The 20,197-nt window shown below is 64.2% G+C and carries 18 protein-coding genes and 1 pseudogene; 3 read left to right on the top strand and 16 right to left on the bottom strand.

The features are described from left to right. Positions 1-162 precede the first annotated feature (162 nt). The 7 genes from E3T50_RS13700 to E3T50_RS13670 all read right to left on the bottom strand — a co-directional run bounded on the left by E3T50_RS13700 (position 163) and on the right by E3T50_RS13670 (position 8,181). On the bottom strand, positions 163-1,968 hold the full coding sequence (locus E3T50_RS13700) for a TraM recognition domain-containing protein (protein WP_134552655.1): 1,806 nt from the start codon (positions 1,966-1,968) through the stop codon (positions 163-165). Between the two features lie 166 nt (positions 1,969-2,134). Continuing rightward, the gene (locus tag E3T50_RS13695) at positions 2,135-3,598 is read right to left on the bottom strand and encodes an ATP-binding protein (protein WP_134553036.1); all 1,464 of its coding nucleotides are present in this window, start codon (positions 3,596-3,598) and stop codon (positions 2,135-2,137) included. Between the two features lie 23 nt (positions 3,599-3,621). Then, positions 3,622-4,023: a hypothetical protein gene (locus E3T50_RS13690; protein WP_134552653.1), complete on the bottom strand. Its 402-nt coding sequence runs from the start codon at positions 4,021-4,023 to the stop codon at positions 3,622-3,624. 145 nt (positions 4,024-4,168) lie between these two features. Continuing rightward, positions 4,169-5,632 carry an SCO6880 family protein gene (locus tag E3T50_RS13685; protein WP_134552651.1) on the bottom strand — a complete coding sequence of 488 codons (1,464 nt, stop codon included), beginning with the start codon at positions 5,630-5,632 and terminating at the stop codon, positions 4,169-4,171. Between the two features lie 2 nt (positions 5,633-5,634). Beyond that, complete coding sequence (locus tag E3T50_RS13680; protein WP_134552649.1) at positions 5,635-6,996, bottom strand: TrbL/VirB6 family protein; 1,362 nt, start codon at positions 6,994-6,996, stop codon at positions 5,635-5,637. 26 nt (positions 6,997-7,022) lie between these two features. Further along, positions 7,023-7,292 (bottom strand): DUF6112 family protein, encoded by a 270-nt coding sequence (locus tag E3T50_RS13675; RefSeq protein ID WP_104090819.1) that lies wholly within the window; start codon positions 7,290-7,292, stop codon positions 7,023-7,025. A 181-nt stretch (positions 7,293-7,473) separates the two neighbouring features. After that, positions 7,474-8,181 (bottom strand): GIY-YIG nuclease family protein, encoded by a 708-nt coding sequence (locus E3T50_RS13670; protein WP_134552648.1) that lies wholly within the window; start codon positions 8,179-8,181, stop codon positions 7,474-7,476. A 592-nt stretch (positions 8,182-8,773) separates the two neighbouring features. On the opposite strand from E3T50_RS13670, the gene E3T50_RS13665 reads away from it, so the two are divergent. Continuing rightward, positions 8,774-9,019, top strand: a complete 246-nt coding sequence (locus tag E3T50_RS13665; protein WP_134552646.1) for a hypothetical protein — start codon at positions 8,774-8,776, stop codon at positions 9,017-9,019. 862 nt (positions 9,020-9,881) lie between these two features. Here E3T50_RS13665 and E3T50_RS13660 read toward each other — a convergent pair. Further along, positions 9,882-11,255, bottom strand: coding sequence for a hypothetical protein (locus E3T50_RS13660; protein ID WP_134552644.1), 1,374 nt, complete (start codon positions 11,253-11,255; stop codon positions 9,882-9,884). Between the two features lie 523 nt (positions 11,256-11,778). After that, positions 11,779-12,044, bottom strand: a pseudogene (locus E3T50_RS13655) (DUF6112 family protein). 1,093 nt (positions 12,045-13,137) lie between these two features. Between E3T50_RS13655 and E3T50_RS13650 the strand changes: the two are divergent. Beyond that, positions 13,138-13,995 carry a DUF4062 domain-containing protein gene (locus E3T50_RS13650; protein ID WP_134552642.1) on the top strand — a complete coding sequence of 286 codons (858 nt, stop codon included), beginning with the start codon at positions 13,138-13,140 and terminating at the stop codon, positions 13,993-13,995. A gap of 218 nt (positions 13,996-14,213) precedes the next feature. On the opposite strand, the gene E3T50_RS13645 is transcribed toward E3T50_RS13650, so the two are convergent. Genes E3T50_RS13645 through E3T50_RS13615 form a run of 7 tightly spaced genes read right to left on the bottom strand, consistent with a single transcriptional unit; the run spans position 14,214 to position 19,466 of the window. Beyond that, entirely contained in the window at positions 14,214-14,480 is a 267-nt protein-coding gene (locus E3T50_RS13645; RefSeq protein WP_134553034.1) for a DUF6112 family protein, read from the bottom strand. Next, positions 14,480-15,595, bottom strand: coding sequence for a M23 family metallopeptidase (locus E3T50_RS13640; protein ID WP_134552640.1), 1,116 nt, complete (start codon positions 15,593-15,595; stop codon positions 14,480-14,482). The genes E3T50_RS13645 and E3T50_RS13640 overlap by 1 nt, the downstream gene beginning before the upstream one ends. 9 nt (positions 15,596-15,604) lie before the next feature. Then, entirely contained in the window at positions 15,605-16,252 is a 648-nt protein-coding gene (locus E3T50_RS13635) for a hypothetical protein (protein WP_134552638.1), read from the bottom strand. A 9-nt stretch (positions 16,253-16,261) separates the two neighbouring features. Continuing rightward, complete coding sequence (locus tag E3T50_RS13630; RefSeq protein ID WP_134552636.1) at positions 16,262-17,287, bottom strand: ParB/RepB/Spo0J family partition protein; 1,026 nt, start codon at positions 17,285-17,287, stop codon at positions 16,262-16,264. Further along, positions 17,284-18,138: a hypothetical protein gene (locus tag E3T50_RS13625; RefSeq protein ID WP_241990925.1), complete on the bottom strand. Its 855-nt coding sequence runs from the start codon at positions 18,136-18,138 to the stop codon at positions 17,284-17,286. The genes E3T50_RS13630 and E3T50_RS13625 overlap by 4 nt, the downstream gene beginning before the upstream one ends. 2 nt (positions 18,139-18,140) lie before the next feature. After that, positions 18,141-18,533, bottom strand: coding sequence for a hypothetical protein (locus E3T50_RS13620; protein WP_134552634.1), 393 nt, complete (start codon positions 18,531-18,533; stop codon positions 18,141-18,143). 51 nt (positions 18,534-18,584) lie between these two features. After that, entirely contained in the window at positions 18,585-19,466 is an 882-nt protein-coding gene (locus E3T50_RS13615) for a bifunctional DNA primase/polymerase (RefSeq protein WP_166784311.1), read from the bottom strand. Between the two features lie 223 nt (positions 19,467-19,689). Here E3T50_RS13615 and E3T50_RS13610 point away from each other — a divergent pair, with 223 nt between their 5' ends. Next, the gene (locus E3T50_RS13610) at positions 19,690-20,193 is read left to right on the top strand and encodes a hypothetical protein (RefSeq protein ID WP_241990924.1); all 504 of its coding nucleotides are present in this window, start codon (positions 19,690-19,692) and stop codon (positions 20,191-20,193) included. Positions 20,194-20,197: the final 4 nt, after the last annotated feature.

Genomic DNA, 20,197 nt, shown 5'->3' with positions numbered 1-20,197 from the left:
TCCGTCTCTGGACCTCGTGGGTGTCTCGGACCTCACCGTGCGGACCCGCGCCCACCTCAGCTGGGTCGGTACTTCCGTGGCGATCACGTGGCTCAGGTCGGCTGCGGTGACGTCTGAGTGCGGACAACGCTGACAAAGCGCGGGGAGACGTAGTGCTCGATCTCACTCCGGCCCGTTGACCGGCTCCGACGCAGGCAGTTTACGTGCTGGTGCCCGCATCAACCCTTCGATCTCCTCCCGGCTCGCGCGCAGCTCCTTGGCATCTGACCGGGCAGTCCACATCTGCAGGCTCGCAATGATGGGTGGCGCCGCGCGGAGCATGATCAGGCCCGTGCCGAATGGCAGGGTGCGGATGGTATCGGGCGGCATGATCGGTACGCGGCGGATGGACCGCTGTGACGATCGTGACCCGCGATCACCGATTGTGGTCGAGTCCGTCGTTTCGTCTCGGTCACCGATCAGGGTCGAGAGATCATGCAGGTCTCGCGAGTTGGAGCCTCCGCCGAGGACGATTTTAACGATCGACGAGTCCCAGATGGTGCTGGCCGCGTTGTCGCTCCACTTCGTGCGCGCCTGCGCGAGGGACTGCAACACCGGCATGGTGGTGATGCCGGTGCCACCGCCTTCGGCCATGAGAGTGGGGAGTGAGGGGAGTGGTGCGAGGTTGCCGATCTCGTCGAGCGCGAGCAGCAGCGGCGGATCCAGCCGTGCACCCGCGCTTCGGGCGGCGATGCGGCGGGCGGTTTCGACGAGGTCTTCAACGAACGCCGACACGAGAGCGGCCGAGTTGTTCGATCCCGCACCGGTCGCGAGCAGATAGAGCGTGCCGTTGCTGCGAAAGAAATCCTCGGGGTCGAACCCTTCACCCTCCGGCGGTGAGACAGCATTCATCACGCGCGGGTCAGCCAGGGCTCCTAAAGAGAGCGAGACTCCCTGCCAGATCGAGTCACGTGTGCGCGGGTCGGCCTCGAGCGTGGCCCGCAACGAATCGCCCCAGCCGGTGGCCGCGCCGGGCGTGCTCAGCAAAATGGACACCGCGTCGTGGGCGGCGGCCGGGTCGAGCGTCCAGCGAAAGAGGTCGGCCGGCGAGCAGCGGTCGAGCGCTGCCGCGTGCAGCATCGACTGCAGGGCAGTGCGGGTCTTGGCTTCCCAGAATCCGCCGCCGTCGACGCCGCCCGCGGCCAGCCCGGTCCCGGCAGCGAGTCCGGCCGCTCGAATCATCGCCGTGAGCGGATCCTCACACCCGCGAATGGGCGACCACCGCAGGCCCACCGGCACGCCCGCTGCAAGCTGCTGCGGATCAAAGACCGCTACCGGCCCGATCCGTTGCCGTGCGCGCAGCGTGGTGGTGAGGTTGTCGGGGCGGGTCGAAGTGGTCACGACCGGCCCCGGCGCGTCGAGGATGGCGTTGATCACGATGTGCGCGCCCTTGCCGGAGCGCGGCGGGCCGATCACCAGGATCGAGTCCTCGACGCTTGCCCACACCGCGGTACCGCGCGATCGCCCGATCCGATACCCGACATCGTTCGGGCCGGCTTTCGCGAGTGACGGTCGAAGGTGCGTCGCGCGCTTCATTATGGCCGAATGCGACGCGGCACGAGCAAGTTCGGTACGTGTCGCGATCCCGGCAATGCGGTACGGGTCGACCTTCGTCGTGACGCCCCTAAATATGCGCCACAACCCAAACGCCAAAGCGGATGCCAGCCCCACCAGAACGATCGTCGTCACCCAATATGCGACCGGGTTCAGATCTGGTGCCCGCAGCGCTGCTGCCGGGTTGCCTGGGTCCAGAAGCACGGCGAGCCCGGTCTCCGGTCCGCCGGTGGGCTGCGCGGTCCCAATTGCCCAGGCCGCGACAGCAGCGGAGCCGCGAAGCAGCAGCGCCAACGTTCCCGCACCGATCAGGAGTCCAATACCGAGGTTGGTCAGCTCGTCCCCGAGGTCGGTCTGCGGTCGCTGGGTGGTCATCCGCTTATCAAGTCAGACGGCCGAAGCGCCGCGGCGGGGGAGCGACTGGAGTTTGGCCCGCAGGAGGAGCGGGCGCATACGGCGCGGGGCTCGGGGAGTCCGGCAGGCGTCACTTGCGCTTCTCGTTCCATGGACAGACCTCCTCAATCGAATACAAGGTGCGCAGTTATTGCCCAGACGTCATCCGCGCCGTCGTATCGAAGGCCGCGAGCTCGTCAGGATGCAGCTGATGTTGCACGACAAAGCTGCGATCCTTCACCCTCCACAGCCCCTGACCGGTGCCAAGTGCCGGCAAAAGCTTTTGCTCGGTCCGACTCAAGCCAAGCGCGCTCGCCGTGGATCCGAGCTGGTCCGGTTCCTGCCGGTAGACGATGCGGGTTTCCGCGTTCGCCAGCAGCGACGACGCCAAGGCGCGCATGGCGGATCCGGAGTCGCCGACGTTGTCGAGATCGCTGAGCTTGTGAAAGATCAGCATGTTGGCGATGCCGAAGTGGCGGGCGAGCCGCCACTGGGCATCCATTCGGCGCAGCAGCGCTGGATACGCCATGAGCCGCCAGGCCTCGTCGTAGATAACCCAGCGCTGGCCGCCGGCCGGGTCGGCGAGGGCGGATTCCATCCACGCCGACGAGCACGTCATCAGCACGGAGATGAGCGTTGAGTTCTCGGCCACCCGCGATAGATCGAGCGAGACCATCGGCAGCGTCGGGTCGAAGCGCACGGTGGAGGGCCCGTCGAAGAGTCCGGCGAGGTCGCCGGCCACCAGCCGGCGCAGTGCGTGCCCGACGAGGCGTCCGTCGGCGGCGAGGCGACCCTCGTCGTCCTCGGGGTTGGGGGAGAGGATGCGATCGACCACCATCGGCAGGATCGGCACGTCCGCGCTGCGCACGGCATCGGTCAGCGCGAGGTCGATGGCGGTGTGCTCGAGCGGGCTGAGTGGTCGATCGAGCACGGTCTCCGCAAGGGCACCGATCAAGTCGCGACGCCGGGCCGCCAGCTGCGCTGACCACTCGGCGTCCGAAACGGATGCTGCCCGGTGGCCTTCGTCGAGCGGGTTCAGCCGGTTGCGCAGTCCGTGGCCGAGGATGATGGCCTTGCCGCCGACGGCCTCGGCGACGGCAGTGTGCTCGCCCTTGGGATCGCCCGGGACGTAGACGCGGCGGCCGAACGGCAGCGAGCGGGTGTAGAGCGACTTCGCCAGCGAGGACTTGCCGGAGCCGACGATGCCGGCCAGCACGATGTTCGGAGCGGTGATCAGGCCACGTTGGTAGAGCACCCACGGGTCGTAGACGAAGGACCCGCCCGAGTAGAGGTCCTGCCCGACGAAAACGCCGGCCGAGCCGAGTCCGGCTTCGGCGAGAAACGGGTAGTGGCCCGACAGCGTCGCCGTGGTGTCCTGGTGCTTGGGCAGTTTCAGCCGTCCGGGCGTTCGCAGCTGTGCCGGACCGGCCTCGCCGGCTTTGGGCAGGTAGGCGCCTGATCGGGCTTCGTCGCGCTCGGCGTGCCAGCGTGTGCGCGCCGCGAGGGTCGTGGCCTTCTGGGCATCCGCTTCGATCTTGGCGGCCTCTCGGCGACGGGCGCGACGGTCGCGGCGCAGCTCGCCGCGCGGTTCGACCAGCGCGGCGGTGTGCATCCGCTCGGTCACATCGGTGTCTTTCACAGCGTGACCGTGCGCTCGGCCACGCGTGTTGACCGTGGGGCGGCCCAGATGTCGTCTCGGCGGGGAGCGTTCCGGGCCGGCTCTACTTCAGGTTCAAGCGGATGCCACCGCAACAGCGAAACGTACCGGTACGTCCTGCTGTAGGTCAGCGCGTATGGAGAGCCGTCGTGCTCGATGATGTGGTCGGTCCGGCCGGCCGGGATGCGGTCGTATACGTACCCATTCTCGAGGGCGGCATCGGTCGTCGCGTCGCCGAGGTCTCTTGGCTGCAGGTAGTCGAAGGCAGCGGATGCTCCGCTTTGGTCGATCAGGCCGAGCACCGCGTCGGCCTCCGTTCCTTGCAGGAAGGCGACACTGATCCATCGAGATGTGCGGTTCTTCGATTCGTACCTAGCCATGCCCTTCTCCAATCATCTTCTTCCTTTGACTGGAGGTGCGCGGGTCATGCCGGTCGAGGGCGCCATTTCCGTGGCTCAGTTTTCACCGTCGGAGTGGCTCAATCTTCACCGCCGCTGACAGCGACGAGAGGTGTTGTCCACTGGGTCACACGCTCCGACACAACGGCAGCGCGGCGGCCGTAAACGCCTGCGCCTGCTGGCCCACGAGCCGGCGCGTCTCACAGGAGGCCTGAATCGCGGCCTGCTCGATCGACGCCACTGCGGCGTCAAGCTCATCCACCGTGGGCGCGGTCACGCAGACGAGTCCGGTTGTGCGCAGGACGCCGTGACCTGCTGTGAGATCGGCCTCCTGATGCAGGAGGTCGTCGTATTCGGCGGTGGCGTAGGCATCCTCTATCTGGCCGATGCGGGTGCGTTGGTGGGCGTCGCTGATCAGCTCGGTCTTCTTCTTGCGCAGGTCGCGCGCGGCTTGGTCGGCGCGAACGGGCAGATAGTGCAGCGACACCGTGCGCAGGATGCCGTTGGTGAAGACCAGCGGTGACAGAAACCCAGGGAACACCTGCGACCGGGGCCATTCGCTTATCCACAACACCGCATGAAACGCGCTGTCTGTGCGGAGGTGATCCCAGCTCTCAGCAACCGCGACCGGCCCGGCTGTGGCCAGCGACCGTCCAACCAGTGGATGCCGCTCCAGGTCGACACCGACGGCCGGGTCATACGCGGTTCGCAGTATGACCGCGAGCTCGTCGGCGGTGAGCCAGCCGCCGACGGTCAGGTCCGCCGCGCGCAGCGCCCCGGTCAGGGCGGTCATTTCTTGGTGCAGCACCGTCGCCGCGCCGCGCATGCCGCCGCCCTGCGTGCGAGCCTGGCGGGACGCCGCACTGAGATCCAAGGAGAGTGCGATCGTCGTGGCATGGCGCTCACCGGCAGGCCCGGCCCGTTCGATGAGGTCGCGATAGGTGGTTGCGGCCCAGCTTCCATCGTTGGTGCCGTGCCGCTCCCACCACTCGGACAGGCCGGTGCCGGAATCGGGCAGCGTGCGTTCCGACACCTGCAGCCGCGCGATCCGCCCCGACCGGCAGGCGCCGGCCAGCACGCGCCCCCACCCCACCACGCGCCGATGCTGCTCGTCCGGGTCGAGCAGCGCGAACGCCGGATGCGACACCGCCACAACCGCAGTGAGAGTCTGCGTATGCGGGTCGTGGATCATAACCGCCCCCGACTCGGGATCGTTCCACTCGCGCAGCGCGGCCGCATCGCCCGGCAACGACAGGGTTCCCACCGGGCGCGGGCGGATAATGCGGCGCCGGTAAGTCAGCTGCTCATGACCCGATCGCCACGCCCACCGGGTGACGACCGGCATCCACTCTACGATTTTGCGGCCGCCAATCGTAATGCCGGCGATCACCGCAGCGGTACCCCAGATCGGACTGGTCCACGCGACGCCGGAAGCACCGGTTGTGTACAGCGCGGTGACGATGGTGAGCGTGCCGATCGACAGGGCGATCAGTTGCGGCAGTGACAGGCCGAGCATGATGCCGCGCTTGGTCAGTCGTGAGAACCGCATCGGGGGGAGTCGGTATTCTGCGCGGTTCCTGTCAGTTTCCATGGCTACGCGTCCTTGATTTTTCGTCCGGCTGGCAGTTCCTGCGGTGAAGCGGATGCCGGTGGTCGCCTTGGCTTGGAAGCTGTGGAAATCGGGGCGCTGGCGTCGCCGGCGGACTGGGTGTGGGCATCCGCTCTCTGCGCGACCGCGTTGCCGATCTTCGGGCCGGCCCTGGCTGTGGCGCTAACGACGGCAGCTCCGGTCGCGACTCCCGCGGTGGCCACGCCTGCGCCAGCCCCAGGCGCGGCGCCGCCCGCTCCGGCGCTCGAGCCGGCACCAGCGTTCGCAGATGCGCCAGCACTCGAGGCACCGGCCGACGACGACGTGGGACCCGGTCCGCCGCTGCTGGACGGTGCCGTTAATGCAGGGCTAGTCTGTGTCGCTCGACCGCTGCCGCCCGGACTCAAAACCTTCTGCGCGCTACTCATCATGGGTGCGCTCGGCACCGGCACGGGCCGGTTCAGCGCTGACTTCGCCTCCTGCTCGCTCGACATCGCGTGGTACATGTCGAGGCCGACGAAGTTGAGGAACTTGTAGGTGATGTAGGGCGCGAAGGCGGCGATGAACATCAGCACGATGCCGGCGATGGGGTCACTCACGGAGGCCAGATCCGCATCGATCGGGGCCGCGACCTGCGCGACGGCGACCAGAAAGATCACGACGAGCACGAGCTTGGAGAGGATGAGCGCGACTACGAACGCGACCCATTTGGAGAACCAGCCTTTGGCGGCGTCCCAGGTGGCGCCGGCGAGAGCGATCGGCCCGAAGACTATGGCCACCAGAAGCAAAGCTTTGCGGATAAGGAGGGAGAACCAGACGATGGCTGCGCCGCTGATGGCGAGGCCGGCCAGGAAAATCGTGAGGATTGCACCGACGCCGGGTGCGCCGGGGCTGATCGCGGTGAGCCCCACGGCGAGGAGCGCGATGCGGTCGCCCATGCCCTCCATCGTGTTGCCGCTCGCCTGCACGATGCCGATGGACAGCTGGTCGGTGATTTCGAGGAGCAGGCCGGTGATGGTGATGATGACGAAGGATCCGAGCACCGATTTGGCGACGCCGATCGCGGCGCGGGAGAGCGCTGTGGGGTCGCGGCGCACGAGGCCGGTAATGAGTTGCAGACAGAAGAAGATCAGGGTGACGAAGACGGCGACGCCGAAGAGCACGTTGTAAACGTCTATGTAGGTCGGGTCGGTGAGGTCGACGAGGGTGGTCGTGTCGAAGGCGGCCCAGACCGATTCGAAGAGCCAGGCGGCGGTGGATCCCATCGCGCCGGCGAGCCAATCGAAGGGTGCCGCGACGACAGAGGATGCGACGTCGCCGACGCCGGTGCAGACATCCGCTACGACCGGCACATCGCACACGCTCATCGGTAGCCTCGCGTCGGAATGGCCGGTCAGACGGACTGGCCGACGTTCCAGAAGAAATTGACGAGGGTGACGGCGGCGCCGCAGATGATCGCGGCGCCGCAGGCCACCATGACACCGGTCTTACCGCGGGAGGCGAGGTGCGGGTTGGACGAGTTGGCGCCGAATCCCCAGACGATCGCCGCGACGATGAGGGCGAGCACGCTCAGCACGAGGCCGATTGTCATGACCGCGCCGACAATGACGCGCAGCTGCTCGATGCCGGGAAGTCCCGTGCCGTTCGGGTTGATGTCGATCATCGGTGGCTCCCTGTGTCGATTGATGCGTACGACAGGGAGGAGTGCTGAACGCCCCGTGCTCGCGCACGTGGATGCCCCGCGGTCCTCTGAGCGACTGGAGCGATCTGTTCAGGAGTCAGAACCACGACGAAGCGTTAGGTCTAAGGGACGCAAACGTTCCGAGTCGATTGAGCAGATCGATCTACGTCACAAGGCTCGCAGTCATTGCCCACTCTTTCGCTTCCGCCGCGAGGTCGGCACGCGCCACTCGAAGTTGCCGCAACCGGCCCGGATTATCCTTGATGTTCAGCGGTGGTGTCCACGCCCGAATGACGTTCACTTCTACAGCGCTCAGCTCTGCAAGTGAGAAACCCTCCGGCATCGGCCACACTGCCAAGGTGAGATGGTCATGCATCCACCGAGTCAATACGCGATCGCCCTCCGGCTCTAGGCCAAAGTTGGCAAACCGCTCGGGATTTTCCTTGTTTCGCGGGACTGCGCGAAGTTTGAGTGGCACTCGCAACAGCGCAGCAAATGAACGCCGAACAGTGGATCCTCCGGTGCGGGCCTGCACGGATGGGTCAATGGCGAAGTGCTGTCCCAACTCCCGTTCAACAAGGCTGGATTCCGACTTGCCTACGTAGAGCGGGATGTCTTCTCTATGCGCGAGACCCAGATCGCCCCAGACTTGCACGGACGCGTGGATTGCATATAAACCGGGGACAGTGCCAACGTGCTCCGGGGCATTGAGAACGGACCAGCCGACGCCAGACAGAACGCCGCGAGCTTCATTTCCGCGAGTCTCCATAGTCATCACTTCGTCATGATCGCATGAATTCAGACTGGGGCGATGTGGAATGACCACGCAACCAACGCCCCAGCCACCAGTAGCCGATTCTGTTTGAACCATGAAAAGCGCGCGAATGGAGACGAGTTCTCAGTGCGTGGTTGAGCTGGCTGACCACGAAGGACTTCCACCTCGTTCTGTGGCCGGGCTTGGCATGGACGTGTGGCGGCGGCCTCCCAGGCATATTTGGAGTGACACATGTTCCGTGTAAACTTCAGCCAATCACGGTTACGTGAACCAAAAGAATGTCTTTATTAATTGACATTCAAGTGTGGATTTGAGCCACGCGAGCAGTCTCTTATCAGGAGGAAGCCGCGATGGCGAAATGTATCAAAGTCAAGTATCCGAATTCCCGGAAAGCGATCTGCGCGCTCCGCGCAATTCGTTCAAAGAATGCGCATCGCTCAGGGAAGCAGCCAGTGGCCATCCACCTGTGCGGATTCTGTCATGTCTGGCATCTCACGTCGCATAAACCGGCTGGGAAGGTGGCAAGGCAGTGGAATGCCCTGATCTAGAAATCCAGGATGGGTGCAGCAACGTGGATAGAGCAAAGGGTGTATTACATCAGCATGGGCAGATGGCGCGGGCTCGCTTTGCCTCCCGTCCCTTGAGATGGGGCCTGCGGACTGTTCGTCGCGTCTAATACGTTCGAAGCATGAGTAATTTCGAACCGGACTTTGCGGCGGGTGCTGGCATAGCCGTCGTTCTCGTTGTCGTATACCTATTGGTGCTCGCAGTGGGGTTCGTTGTCAGCGCGTGGGTGACGAGTCTGTTTATCAGGCTCGTCATTCGATTCATGCGCAAACCACTGGACCGGGAGTATCGCTACATGCGGGGCGACTATAGCTCGTCTGCGCGACCATCCGCCCAGCGCCAGGCGTTCCGCCCAAACGGGTTCTGACCGCTACGAAAGCGTCCCGGATCCGTGCGCGGGAAGACGCTAAAGCGGATGCGAGTCGGCCCACGCAAGAATGGGCGCCTGACCCACTGCCCGATGTTCTGGGTCGGCCACCGTGCGTGATTAGGTCCGGGTTATCCGCCGGTGAACATTTGTAGAGCCGTTTCGACTCCTGCGTCAGCACATGCACGGGACAACTGATCGAGGCCGTCGTTCCACTCCGCGGAGCCAATTCCGCTCGATGACATTTCGCCCAAACTAATGATCGGCGCTGCGTCCTTTAGCGCGTTCGCTGCGTCGTTAACGTCGCCGGCTCCACTGGTTGGCACACGATCCAGTACCCGCGTGGCAAGCCGATACCAGCCTTGTTGTTCCTGCGAGGCCATCCGACCGTCGCGTAGACCAGCATCGGCATTCGCGGTGATCGTCAGTACGTCACTGAAGGCGGTGCAGGTCACCGCATCTGTGACGGACGCCCCGGCCGGTGGGGTAGCGCTGGGAGCAAGTTCGGAATCTGTGGTGCACCCGACCAGCGCCAGCGCACCGGCCATCGCGAACGAAGTAACTACAACATGCCGATATCTCAAGGGGGCCTCCCCGGGGCTCAGAGTTGAATTTCACGGTATCAGAGCCGTGCAACACCCCCTGTCAGCAGCCTCGCACCGCCGCCTTCCGTCAGGCCGATGTCTCAGCCCCACCCGAGCGCGAAGGCGAGAATTTGCCAGGCCGGTTGGGCGCCGCGTTAGTCGACGTCCGTTCGTCGCAGGCGGCGTTCAGTTGAATTTGACTCCAACTGGATGTCACGGATTATCAAGAAAAGCCGTCGTGCCGAGCGCGGTGAGTCACAGAATCACAAGCGCGCAGATCAAGGCTCGTCAGGGGCGGCGTCAGGAGTTGATTGGTCGGAGGACGCCTTCTTCTCTGTCCGGCGCCTCAATATGGACCCGATTCCGCCGGTAACCCCGGAAGCCGCACCCTTGACGGCTGCACTTGCATTCTCTGCAGCAGCGATTGCCCGCGGCTTATCAGGGATACCGTCGCCGTCGATGTCAATCGCGCGGAAAGATTCGGTGGCCCGGTAGAAGGTTTCGGCCCCAATACGCCCGGCGACACTGACCCCTCCCGATGCAGATGCAAATGCTTTGTCACGCGCGTCAGCGACGGCCTGACCCCATCGTCTCGCGCTCTCGGACTCGTTGCCCGACGCGATCCCGAGCCGCCCACGGAATTCAAGGACGCCGACCGCGACTTGGTTGCTCGATTTCACCGCCGCCGGGGAGTCGAACGGGTTGAGAATGACTTTAGCGTTCGCGCGCTGCACAGTCGCATGCATCTGGGCCAGAATGCGTGCCGTCGTGCGCGCGATGAGGTCGACACGATTCTGACGTGCTTGAGCCAGTCCGAATCGGTGAGTCTCCAAATCAGAAGGCGCAGCGTCGAGCACTCGGTCGAGTTCGAGTATTGAGACCCCGTCCTGAAGTTGAACCGTCCGCGCCAGAACCTTGAGCCATTCGAACACCTTTGGCTCGGCTTCTTTGGTCGCGCGGGCGATTTCTCCGAGATCTGCTTTCTTCTCGAGCTTCTCGGCGATGTTGTCGAGTTGGCGAAGCGAGTAGCCCTGCGTGCGCGCGAGCGTCATCCCACAGGCTTGCACCTTCGACCAGGTGACTTCGGAGACTCGCCCGACGTGGTTACGCACAGTCAGGGCGTCCTCGATGATCAGGTCAACGCCGATCATGTCTGCTAAGACTGCGTCTTTTTGGCTCCGCAGGATGTCGTCGACCTTTTCGTCGAGCTCCCGGAGGTATTCGACAATCTCGTCCATCTGCTGCTGCATCGCCCGTTGCTGCATCATCGTGGACAGTGCAGTCAGTGCGAAAGGTCCACTGAGTAATACGGTCGGGTTTGCGATCTGAAGCCACTGCTTGATTTCGCCGGGATTGCCGATCATCGCGTGGCTGACCCCGGGGGTTTTCGTGGCCATCAATCCGAATTCCTTTATGGCCTCGGCTGACTCGACGGTTAGCTTCACCCAACGACCGGAATTCGCCGCGAGGTCTGCGCCTACTTGCGCGGCCGCCGCGCCCGTGCCTGATAACGACCAAAGCCGATGAAGATCAACGTTCCGCGACGGCGCCCGGTCTAGTCCCGTCGAAAGTAGAAACCGCTCGATATCGGCAGAAGCGCCAAAGGCCACGAGACCGTCCCCGTCGCTCACCAGTTCGATCTCGCTGCTCATCGCTACTCCTGTCGCTTGCATTGTTCTCTCTCACCCTACGGCCCATGCACAGCACTCTCGCGCCGGCGAAGTTACTCATCTGATCGCACCGTCGACAGGCCGGACAGCGCCAACCACAGCTCCAAGTCGATGACCGTTTCAATGGGCTGTCGCCACTCCGGCAGGCGGGCGTTTTGCACCAGCACAGAGTCAGCAGATCCCGCATGAATCTCCTCCGCGCACTCGACATCAAGCGTGCCTACCGCGACCGCCTCTCGGCTACGGCGATGACACCTCAGAAATGACGGCGAGCCGCATGTAAGCGGGGCGCCCGCTCAGACGGTGCCAGGAGCAGAAGTCTGCTGGTCGTCTCCTGTCGGCCGACGAAGGACTACTTCTCTAAGGAATCCGACGGTCGTGAGTCGTGGTGGGTCCTCCACGGGCTCCGACGACCGAGGATGCGACGTCGCCGACGCAAGTGCAGACATCCACCACGACTGGCACGTCGCACGCTCTCATTGGTTGCCCCGCTCGGATTCGCAGGTCAGACGGACTGGCCGACGTTCCAGAGAGTTGACGAGGTGGACGGCGGCACCGCAGATGATCGCGGCGCCGCAGGCCACTATCGCCGGTCGTGCCGCGGGAGGCGAGGTGCGGGTTGGACGAGATGGCGCCGAACCATCAGACCATCGCTGCGACGATGAGGGCGAGCACGCTGAGCACGAGGCCGATGGTCACGACCGCGCCGACGATGACGCGCAGCTGCTCGATGCCGGGAAAGCCCGTGCCGTTCGGGTTGATGTCGATCATCGGTGGCTCCCTAGCTCAACGGATGAGTACGAGGAACAGGGAAGAGGCGCACCAACAACGGAGCCGTCGAAAGCAGGAAACTTTCAACGGACCGGTTCGTAACCAGGCCAAAGCCATTACAGGCTGGAGGTGATGTTGCCGAATACCGCCGCGTCGGGGGCTATACGGGATCAAAAGTGTCTCAGAGGGTGGGTTGCGACACGCCGCACCTGATTCCACAGGTTCAATTTTACGGGCGAGACCCACCTGTGGATAACTCGAACATACATCTAAGAATCCGCTAAATCTTGCGGATGCAATTCGAAGCTAGCTGTGCATAACTCTGTGGAGTCTCGGTGGATAACTACAGCAATGTAATTACTGCATGTAGTGGCTCTCGGTTTGTACTGCCACTAGATGTAGTATTGGACTCCTGAGCACGACAACCCCGAGGTTCCTCGGGTGAGCCAAGGTCTCGGGGTTGTAGGCGCCAAACTTTGAAGGGGTTGGTGCTTTCGATTCTAGACCGACTAGGTGGGGCGGGGTCAACAGGACCCCTCCCCATCGGCTCTGGGTGGTCACGATCGAAAGGAGGGGTCTCATGGCCCGCTCTTACACTGTCCCTTGCCCGAAGTGTCGTCGGACTCTTGGTCCTTTCGGCGCATACCGTCCAGGTCTCATGCGCTGCGCGCACTGCGGGACGACGTTTAACCTCCGCTAGATGGTTGACGGCGGCGCGTTCTTAATTGGAGCGCGCCGCTCCCGTCGCGTACGGATGGTTGCGCACCAACCGAACTTCGTACGGCCTCAGCCATGACGGCGCCAACGTTAGTCAGGAAGTTCCCTACGGCGGCGGGGGTGCTGAACGGCAGGAGACCCATGGCCTCAGGCAGGCCCAGGCAACGGTTCTACGACCTTGGGCCATTCTGCTGAGGAGAACGTCCAGCCTCTATGTGGATCTTCGCTCGAAGTCTCGTTCCTATGGAGTGTGTTGTCACGTGGACACACACCATCGAGGTTTCACTTATACGGCCAGCGGGCACCTCAGATGTGCCTATATCGGCATTTAGCTGGCCGGTTCGAAGTAGCTGCTAGCTGGAATAGCCTTACTGATATGGCCTTCACCGCTACCGTCCTGCGCGTCATGATTGCGTCCCCCTCCGATATTCCCGAAGCTCGCGATGCGGTGGAACGTGCGATCCACGGGTGGAACGACGCCAACTCCAAAACAAAGCACGTCGTCTTGCTACCTTGGCGATGGGAGACCTCGGCCGTTCCTCTGCTGGGCGGACACCCGCAGAAGCTCATCAACGGACAAGGGGTCGATGATTCGGATATCGTCTTTGCACTCTTTGGTGGCCGTCTTGGATCGCCGACGCTGGATGCTGTGTCCGGAACAGCCGAAGAGATTGACCGCGCACTAGATCTGGGCAAGCCGGTGCATTTGTACTTCTCGACCGCTCCACTGCCGCACGACGTTGACACCGCACAACTCGCTGCGCTGCGGGCGTTCAAGGACGACATGCAGCTACGTGGGTTGCTTGGTGAGTTCTCCAATCCTGAGCAACTCAACCATGAAGTCTGGAAGGCAATCGAACATGATCTCGTAAGGCTCGAGCCGCATCAGGAAACTGCCATTGACAGCATTTCAGGTATACGGTTCCTAGTTCAGCCGGGAGCTGCACGCGAGGTCAGCGGGTTCGATAGTAAGGGGAAACCGCGTTACCGCACCCGTCGCTGGGTGGATATCTCAAATCAAGGGGACGTAGACGCAACCGAGGTTGCTATCGAGCCTGTTGGCGAAGAGTCTGGCCTATTCCTTGTGGGACCAGACACACCAACTGTGATTCATGCCGGACAGTCACGACGCTTCCCAATGGAATTGGCATGGGGCGGATCCAACGATCCCAGGCTTCGGCTCCGATGGGTCGAACACGGCGAATTCCAGGAGCGGGAATATCACGTGGGCTGAGTGGATTGCTCGCCTTCGCTCTAAGGAACCGAGTCGCCTGTGCCATCTCGTGAGTACGTTCGAAGAATTAGTCCCCAAAATCTCACGAGCGGCGATTCTCATACTTGCGTCTCGTACCCCCAGCTTGAATGACGCTTTGCACCGATAGTTTGAGGAGACTCAGGCGCCGACTATTGAATGCCCTAGGATTCGCCGGAGGCAAATATGAACCATTTCTGTCAGAGAGTCAAACCGACGTCGAGCAGGAAGTTGACCCAAGCGACTCCGGCACCCGCGAGCACGGCTGCTCCGCATGCGACCCAGAGCCCGAGCCGGGCACGAGTCGCGGTGTGAAAGTTGCCGTTCGCCGAGGCGAGCGCCCATGTCACCCCGCTAATGATCATCATGAGCACCGCGATGATGAGCACGAACGTCAGCAGCGCACCGACGATGTTTTTCAACTCTGTAGCGCCGCCGACAGCTCCGAAGTCGGGAAAGATGTCCATCACGCCACTGCGCATCCGCTGGTCGCGGCGGTCAGGTCGGCTGCGCCATGGGCAGTGAGCCAGTCCAGAGCATTGATCGCCGGTTGGCCCGACCCACCAGGGTGCATCTCGAGGTGCAGGTGCGGCCCGGTCGACTTGCCCGCGGAACCGACGTCACCAATTTGCTGCCCGGCGACCACATTGTCGCCCGCAGCCACGTGCATGCCTTGTTCGTACATGTGGGCGTAGTACGAGGTGACGCGCTGGCCGTCGACCGTGTGCTCGATGGTGATTAGCCCGCCGTAGGTGCCGCGTTGCCCGGCGAAGCTGACGACACCGTCGGCGACCGCGAGAATCGGCGTGCCCAATGGCGCCGCGAGGTCGCTGCCAGCATGGAACCTCTGGGCGCCGGTATACGGATCGGTGCGCCACCCGAAGCTGTCGGTGTTCGTGTACGCGCCGGCAGGCAGCGGAAACGCCACCCGCGATGACTCGACAACGCTAGAACCGCGAGTCAGCGCGACTAGAATCGCTTCCGCGACAGGCTCATAGTTCTGGTACCGATCCGGATAGGCACTGACCTCAACCGCCTGTGCCGCCGCGCCCGGGTCGAGCACCTGCCACCCAGCAACTTCGAGCAGCCCGCGTGGTGACCCGCCGTTCGGCCCAGACGCACCGCCGAAGAACGCCCGCGCCTGGTACACCGGGTCCATGAGTTCAGCGACCGTTCCCCAGCCCGACGACGGGCGCATCTGAAACAACCCCAGCGAGTCGTGATCGGAGCCGACACCGTCGTGAGGGTAAGCGGCAGATTCCGGATACGCACGGGTGTTAGCCAACAGACGGAGAGTCGACTCCGTGAGCGCAGCCATCAACGCCACGACCACTCCCGCACGACCGACGTCGGCCGTCTGCCCGCCCACAGTGATGATCGTTCCCGCATGGGTCAGCTGTCGCCGAACCAAGATTATCGATCGGCCATCTACAGTCTGAGCGGTGAGCGAGTCAGGAATCGTGGCGACGACCAGCGATCCGCACGAGCTCGCGACCGTGGTCACCAGCGCAGCCACACCCACCAGAGCGCCCAGCGGGCAGGCGAGCATGACCACCACGACGAGTCCGACGAGCTTCTTCATCGCGAGGCCCTACTCCAGCGGATGGTCGAGCTTCGACAGCCGCAGCACCGTGCACGACTCCTGGCCCGGGCAAACAACGAAGACCGTGAACGAAACTTGCCGCTCCGTGCGCATGACCTCGGTGTCCCACGTTCCCGCTCGATGACGGGTTCCCACCACGGTGAGTGCCGCAGCACCCTGCGGAATCTGCCCTGCCGCCGCCTGCTCCAGCGCGGTCGCCCACGCCGCCGGAACGGTCACCGAATCCACGTCGAGCCACTGCCGCGTGCCGTAGGTAGCGAGTCGCTGCCACATCTCGGCGCCAGGCAGGTAGTCCCGCACATCGGCGGCCACGGCGGCGGTTTCCTCCGCATCGGCCACGTCCACCAGCACCTGCGCCCAGTCGGCGAGGCCAGCATCCTGGCGCGTGTCCCAATCAAACAGCGCGTGCGCGACACTGCGAGCAAACAGCTCCGGACTTGACGTTTCGAGCACCGGCTGCGGCTGGTCCGTGGGCACTACCGGCAAAGCGGATGCCGTTGGCGCCGGCTGCTCCGGCTGACTCGTTTTCGCAGGCCCACGCAGCAGCCCGACGAGCCCAACGGCCGCCAGCACGATCAGGACGAGGCCAGCTCCAACGATGGCGATGACAAGGCGACGGCGGCGAAACACATGCATGGTGGGCTCCTAACGAATGCGAGAAATGGTGGCCGACACCTGCGCGACGTCGGGGGAGTCGCGGAGGGTGCGCATCCGCTCGAAGAAGGCGATGGTGCCGGCAAGCGTCGCATCGAACTGATGCCATTGGTCGTCGGAGAGTTCGGCGGAGACCTCGGCGTCGTCGTAGCGCAGCCACCAGTCGCGCAGATCGTTCCAAAGGAAGACGAAGGAACGCGTGGGCAGTTTCGAGTCGGCCGCAGCCAAAGGTCGGGTCTTCTTGACACGCGTCGCTGTCTTCGCGCGGGCGAGCGCTTCTCGAGCCAGCTGCTCGAGGTCGGTCACCGAACGCCCGGCGGTTGGCACAGCTGGAACCAGCGAGCGAATGGGCACCGGGGTCGCAAAGCGGTCAACGTCGGCGGCAACGCGACCATGTGCAGCCGCCACCGACCCGCCGTTCTGAATCACCGCCAGTTCCTCCCTCGCGCGATTGCGAAGCGTCTCGTCGAGACTCTCGTCGCCCGCCATCCTCTGCAGGTGGCCGATGCGCTCCAACGTTGTATAGGAGCGCCGCCCGGTGACGAGAAGGGCCGCCTGCGCGCGGACGCGATCAATCGGCTGCGGTTGTGCCACCGTGGCACCACCGTCTGATCTGGGCTTTTCCGAACCGAACCGCGTTGCCGCTTGGCGCCGCTGGGCATCCTCAGCGAGAAGCATCTTCACCTCGCGATACAGAGCGGCCGCTTCGGTGGGGGCGAAGGCTTTGTGCAGGGCGTTGTCGTCCTGCTCGGCGAGCAGCTGGGCGAGGTGGTCCGAAATGCCGGAGCGCACCCACACGTTGAGCTTGCGCACGCCGAGCTGCCGAAGCGCCGCCAACCGGCGGGCACCGCAGATCAGGGTGCCATCCGGCGTCACCGTGATCGGCTGCAGCAGCCCCTGCCGCTCGATCGAGGCAGCGAGCGCGTCGATGTCGCCCAGATCGGTGCGATGCCGCGAACCGATGCGGATGGAGTCAATCGACCGCTCCAGCTCGATGTGACCCGGCGTGATGGTCATGCGAACACCCGTGGCGAGTTCAGAACGATGTCGGAGACCAGGTCGTCGTCGCCGAGCAGCGCGTGCAGCGGCTCGCCGACGAGCAACCGAAGCAGGATGCCACGCCCAGCGGCGGTGTGCGCGTGCAACGGGTTGCCGGATCCCAAGAGTGTTCGCAGCATAGACATCCATGCCTGCTGAGGAACGTCGAATTGCGCACGGGCCGCGTAGTCCCGCCGCAGGGACTCGAAGGCAGACGGGCGCGACGGCGCATCCGCTAGCCGGCTACAGACATACTCGACGCCATCGCGGGCGCGGTCCGTCGGCCAGCCGAGCAGGGTGAACAACGAGATCGCATTCTCAACCGCCAGAGACACCTCAACCAGCGGCTCCTCCTCGGCCAATTTGTCGGCCGGATTGACGCTGAACGCGGGGTGATATTCCGGTAGGGCGTGCTCGCGGTCGCTGAAACGTTCGGCGTCGTGGAACACCGAGACCTGGGGCCGGCGCGCCTGGTGCACCGAGCACAGCAGGCCGCGGGCGCGTTCCTCGGCGATGCAGGTCACCTGCACGGCACGTGTGACGATGGCCCACGGGTCGTCGGCGCGCAGTGTCGAGGGCGCCCGCATCGCGTCGTAGGCGGCCGCGGCGGCCTCCCACGGGTCGAGATTGTGCTTGCGCGCCAGCCCGGCGTAGCGCTGCGCAGTGAACCGCATGAGCTCGGAGGCCTCGGGGTCGCTGCGCCAGCGGGCGCCGCCATCCGCTTGCAGTCGCGCGAGCAGTCGGCGCAGGCCTTCGGATTCGCGAAAAGTCCTCATGGCGGCACCTCCCGTCGAGTTGGTGTGTGTTGCCATGTTCAACAGGATGCTCATGGTCATTCCCGCCCGAAACCGTCGCGGCCGATCTGTGGAGGCTCCCGCACCGCTCCGAACTCGGAGAGGGGAGCCAAGCGGGCGCCCCGCGCGCGAATCGCCCGCGCGGCCGTGACGGGTGCCCGTCGAACCTGCCGCACGGCGTTGGCTTGCAGGTCGATGCCGCGATCGGCGATGCGACCGGCGCCCAAGTTGAGCAGGTCGGCCGCACGAATCCAGGCGATGGCGGGCCGCGAGCTGGCTCTGGCCGCTGGCGTGATGCCCGAGGTGCCGCTTCGCGTGCGCGCTGAGAGGCGCGATTTCTCCTCCAATACGGCGTGCAGCGGATGCCGCTCGCCACCGGCATCGACACTGGTCGCGCCGTGTGACTTATCGAAGTCGTCTACATCCATCACTTCATCTCCTTTGGGTTGGTGATTTGCACGGCAAGAATGTCAGCGAGCCATTCATGACAGGCAGGGTGCTTCGCCGCGTCTAGTTGCCGGGGCAGGTTGATCGAACGCTTGCGCGCCCGCCGTGGCCCGGCGGCTCGCCGAGCTGATCGTAATGAGAATCTCGCGTTCATCGAGGCCAGCCGTTTGCGCGGACGGCCCCAGCGCAGCCTCGACGTCTGCAGGCGCGAAGCCTGCCTCGACCAGTCGGCAGGCCGCCCAGAACAGCCCACTGTTGCGCTCGCCTTCCTGGAGGTTGCTAACCCATTGCGCGAGACGACTCGCCTCCGGCGCCCTGGCTACTGTTGCCCGTGTGCCCACTCTCGGCGGCCTCGGGTCGATGAAGCCGCGCAGGGCGACGGCGTCGACCGGCTTCGAGCCGGCCGACGACAGCGAATACAGTCGATAGCTGGCTCGACCGGTGTCCGTCGCTAGTATCGAGGGTGGCACGATGACATAGCCGCCGTCCCCGCGAAAGTCGATGTGCGCGCTCGCCGCCTGCCAGCAGCGCTGCGGCCGATCTGCGATCGCGACAAAGTACACGTGCATGCCGCCCGACGGAGTGCGCACCCGGGCGAGTTCCCCGTCGACTAGCCCTGCGGCGGTGGCCCGCTCGAACGCGGCGAAGCCGGCATCCGCTTTGGTCACGTCGATGTCCACGACGTCGATTCCCGACGCGCTGCCCGTCGGCATCCCGATGTTCGCACTCGGCCACCGCGTCCACCACGCCCGCACCTGCTCGAGGTCGGAGCTCGCGTCATGAAACCCCACAGGCGTGAGCGGATGCTTACCCTCCGTCACACAAGGAAACACCGGAATCCCTGCGCGCGCGAAGGCAAGTGCAGCATCCTGCACCGACAGCCGGTTCGAGGCCAGTAACACCTCAGCGACGCTCATGAGAAATTCCGAAGGCGGAGCCATACGTGCCAATTCACATCAATCACCTTCCCGGAGGACTGCCACGCACGCGTGGCTCGATGACACGGAGGTGCGCCTCGCTTCGCTGATGCGTTCGGCGAGGCCGCTCCGTGTTGAGCATGCTCAATCTCAATTCACGATTAGTTTTAGCACCACATTTGAGCATGCGCAACCCTTGCGTTGATCATGCTCAAAGAGTAGATTGAGCATTCTCAATGACCTGAGCATCCATCAGCACCGGGAAGTGAAGGGGCGCATGACCGACGAGGAGAGCACGACAGCCGCGGAGGATCTCGCGAAGCGCCTCCGCCTGCTGCTCGATGTCGCCGAGGCCGAGACGGGTAGCGAACCGACCTTCACCCAAATCGCCGCGTTCCTCGAAGCGCGTGGCACAAATCTCTCGAGATCGCGATGGACGTACATCGTGAACGGTCACCGGTACGTGCAAGATGCAACACTTTTCGAAGGCCTCGCCGCGTTCTTCGACGTTGACCCTGAGTTTCTCGCTGGCTCGGAAGGTACCGAGGTACCGGCCAAGGTCAGCGCCCAGCTGGATCTCGTGCGGTCGATGAGGGCGGCGCGCGTGAAATCTTATGCGGCGCGTACCCTCGGCGATATTTCCCCCAACGCGCTCCAGGCGATCAGCAGGTTTCTCGACGCCGAGGTCTCGCCGGAAGTGCACGCAACCAAGTCCGGAGGGGAGTGACGAC

This window comes from Cryobacterium gelidum (genome assembly GCF_004403985.1).
GTDB classification, from domain to species: Bacteria; Actinomycetota; Actinomycetes; order Actinomycetales; family Microbacteriaceae; genus Cryobacterium; species Cryobacterium gelidum.
The sequence above is the reverse complement of the archived record's forward strand: the minus strand, read 5'-3'. Positions and strand labels throughout refer to the sequence as shown.

What these genes read in the sequence shown, in the direction of transcription:
- E3T50_RS13700 (WP_134552655.1), bottom strand. Translation starts at nt 1,968, where the DNA reads ATGACCACCCAGCGACCGCAGACCGACCTCGGGGACGAGCTGACCAAC.
- E3T50_RS13695 (WP_134553036.1), bottom strand. Translation starts at nt 3,598, where the DNA reads ATGCACACCGCCGCGCTGGTCGAACCGCGCGGCGAGCTGCGCCGCGAC.
- E3T50_RS13690 (WP_134552653.1), bottom strand. Translation starts at nt 4,023, where the DNA reads ATGGCTAGGTACGAATCGAAGAACCGCACATCTCGATGGATCAGTGTC.
- E3T50_RS13685 (WP_134552651.1), bottom strand. Translation starts at nt 5,632, where the DNA reads ATGGAAACTGACAGGAACCGCGCAGAATACCGACTCCCCCCGATGCGG.
- E3T50_RS13680 (WP_134552649.1), bottom strand. Translation starts at nt 6,996, where the DNA reads ATGAGCGTGTGCGATGTGCCGGTCGTAGCGGATGTCTGCACCGGCGTC.
- E3T50_RS13675 (WP_104090819.1), bottom strand. Translation starts at nt 7,292, where the DNA reads ATGATCGACATCAACCCGAACGGCACGGGACTTCCCGGCATCGAGCAG.
- E3T50_RS13670 (WP_134552648.1), bottom strand. Translation starts at nt 8,181, where the DNA reads ATGGTTCAAACAGAATCGGCTACTGGTGGCTGGGGCGTTGGTTGCGTG.
- E3T50_RS13665 (WP_134552646.1), top strand. Translation starts at nt 8,774, where the DNA reads ATGAGTAATTTCGAACCGGACTTTGCGGCGGGTGCTGGCATAGCCGTC.
- E3T50_RS13660 (WP_134552644.1), bottom strand. Translation starts at nt 11,255, where the DNA reads ATGAGCAGCGAGATCGAACTGGTGAGCGACGGGGACGGTCTCGTGGCC.
- E3T50_RS13650 (WP_134552642.1), top strand. Translation starts at nt 13,138, where the DNA reads ATGGCCTTCACCGCTACCGTCCTGCGCGTCATGATTGCGTCCCCCTCC.
- E3T50_RS13645 (WP_134553034.1), bottom strand. Translation starts at nt 14,480, where the DNA reads ATGGACATCTTTCCCGACTTCGGAGCTGTCGGCGGCGCTACAGAGTTG.
- E3T50_RS13640 (WP_134552640.1), bottom strand. Translation starts at nt 15,595, where the DNA reads ATGAAGAAGCTCGTCGGACTCGTCGTGGTGGTCATGCTCGCCTGCCCG.
- E3T50_RS13635 (WP_134552638.1), bottom strand. Translation starts at nt 16,252, where the DNA reads ATGCATGTGTTTCGCCGCCGTCGCCTTGTCATCGCCATCGTTGGAGCT.
- E3T50_RS13630 (WP_134552636.1), bottom strand. Translation starts at nt 17,287, where the DNA reads ATGACCATCACGCCGGGTCACATCGAGCTGGAGCGGTCGATTGACTCC.
- E3T50_RS13625 (WP_241990925.1), bottom strand. Translation starts at nt 18,138, where the DNA reads ATGAGCATCCTGTTGAACATGGCAACACACACCAACTCGACGGGAGGT.
- E3T50_RS13615 (WP_166784311.1), bottom strand. Translation starts at nt 19,466, where the DNA reads ATGAGCGTCGCTGAGGTGTTACTGGCCTCGAACCGGCTGTCGGTGCAG.